We start from the raw sequence: 1,294 nt of genomic DNA on the forward strand, positions 1-1,294 counted from the left end.
TATTAACAACTACCCCACTATCACCTTTTTGACTAATTGTAACACCTTGACCATTAAACTCAATATTATTAGCTTTAACAATCTCAACACCGTCAGTTACAATGATTTTATTGTCATGTGTCACATCATATGGCAACCAATCAAATGTTGTAGATGTCGCTAATAAAATACCACCTATGCCTTGTTTTGTAATCTCAACAGGATTATTCATCCCATTGATTTTATCTGCCCCAGTAGGCATTAATACTACTTCACCACTTGTTACAGCTGTGCCATACTTAACCTCAAATATTACAATTTTACCTTGCATAAATGATAGTGCTGGTAGATCTTGTTGCAACCTTTGACTTTGTTGATTTAAGTCATATATAACATGGATAATATTATCTGTTGTTGAATTGAAATCAAACGGTATAGTTGTTTCACTTTCTGTTGCCCTAATTCCATAATATTGAGGGAATTGTGCTTCAATAGTTTTATATGCATTGGTCAACCTTATAACTCTATCTAAATCTTCTGTAGACAGGTTTGATAAGTCCTTCTTCAAGTATGAAGTTAAATCTATTGCTCCTCCACCATTTGGATTTGTTACATATGGTAAGTCATTAAATTTCTTCAATCCATCTCCAGCTTTTAAGTATGTCTTAGTACCATCGAAAACAACAGCACATTCACCTAAATCTAATTGAGGATTATCATTTGTAAAGTCTTGAAGACTTCCTCTTCTTAAACGAATGATGTATTCGTCAGCCATCTTTATATTCACCCTTTCTCATTTTAATTATCTCTTAGTTCCTCCACCATCTAAAACCTTATTTCTATCATAAATAGTATTTGAAGAACCTCCATCAAATATCATCTTTGGAGTCCCTTTAATAGTATTTCCACCATCTATTGAAGAAGGAATTAGGTTTGTAGACATCTTTGACAATAGCTCATTTATAGCTCCTGTGACTGTTTTATCTACGGTTTGTAGATTAGTATCAGTTGAGGGTTGAAAGCCTGTGTGCCCTGATTTTTCGTACTCTAGCGAAGTTAATTTGCTATGATCTGTTGCAGATTGTTGAGGTTCGCTTAATCCATAGTTTAAAATTCCAATAAAGTCATTCATATTATCACTCCCCACACAATATAAAATTAGGAGTTGCCCTATTTAAATTATCACAACTAGGTGCCACAATTGTATGAACCTCTCCTGTGCTAGTTGTTAATTTTATAGAACATAAATAGTTTCCCAAATTTAAATTAATTGTTTCTGAGCCTTCTAATATGAAGTTTGCTATACTTGTTCCAA

At 33.2% G+C, this 1,294-nt stretch carries 2 protein-coding genes; both read right to left on the reverse strand.

The features are described 5' to 3' along the window. On the reverse strand, positions 1-754 hold a 754-nt coding region (locus tag ACRDDY_RS16400; RefSeq protein ID WP_438566012.1), incomplete at its 3' end, for a hypothetical protein. 27 nt (positions 755-781) lie between these two features. Beyond that, entirely contained in the window at positions 782-1,111 is a 330-nt protein-coding gene (locus ACRDDY_RS16405; protein WP_438566013.1) for a hypothetical protein, read from the reverse strand. Positions 1,112-1,294: the final 183 nt, after the last annotated feature.

The sequence above is a fragment of the Clostridium sp. genome (assembly GCF_051656525.1).
GTDB lineage: Bacteria > Bacillota > Clostridia > Clostridiales > Clostridiaceae > Clostridium.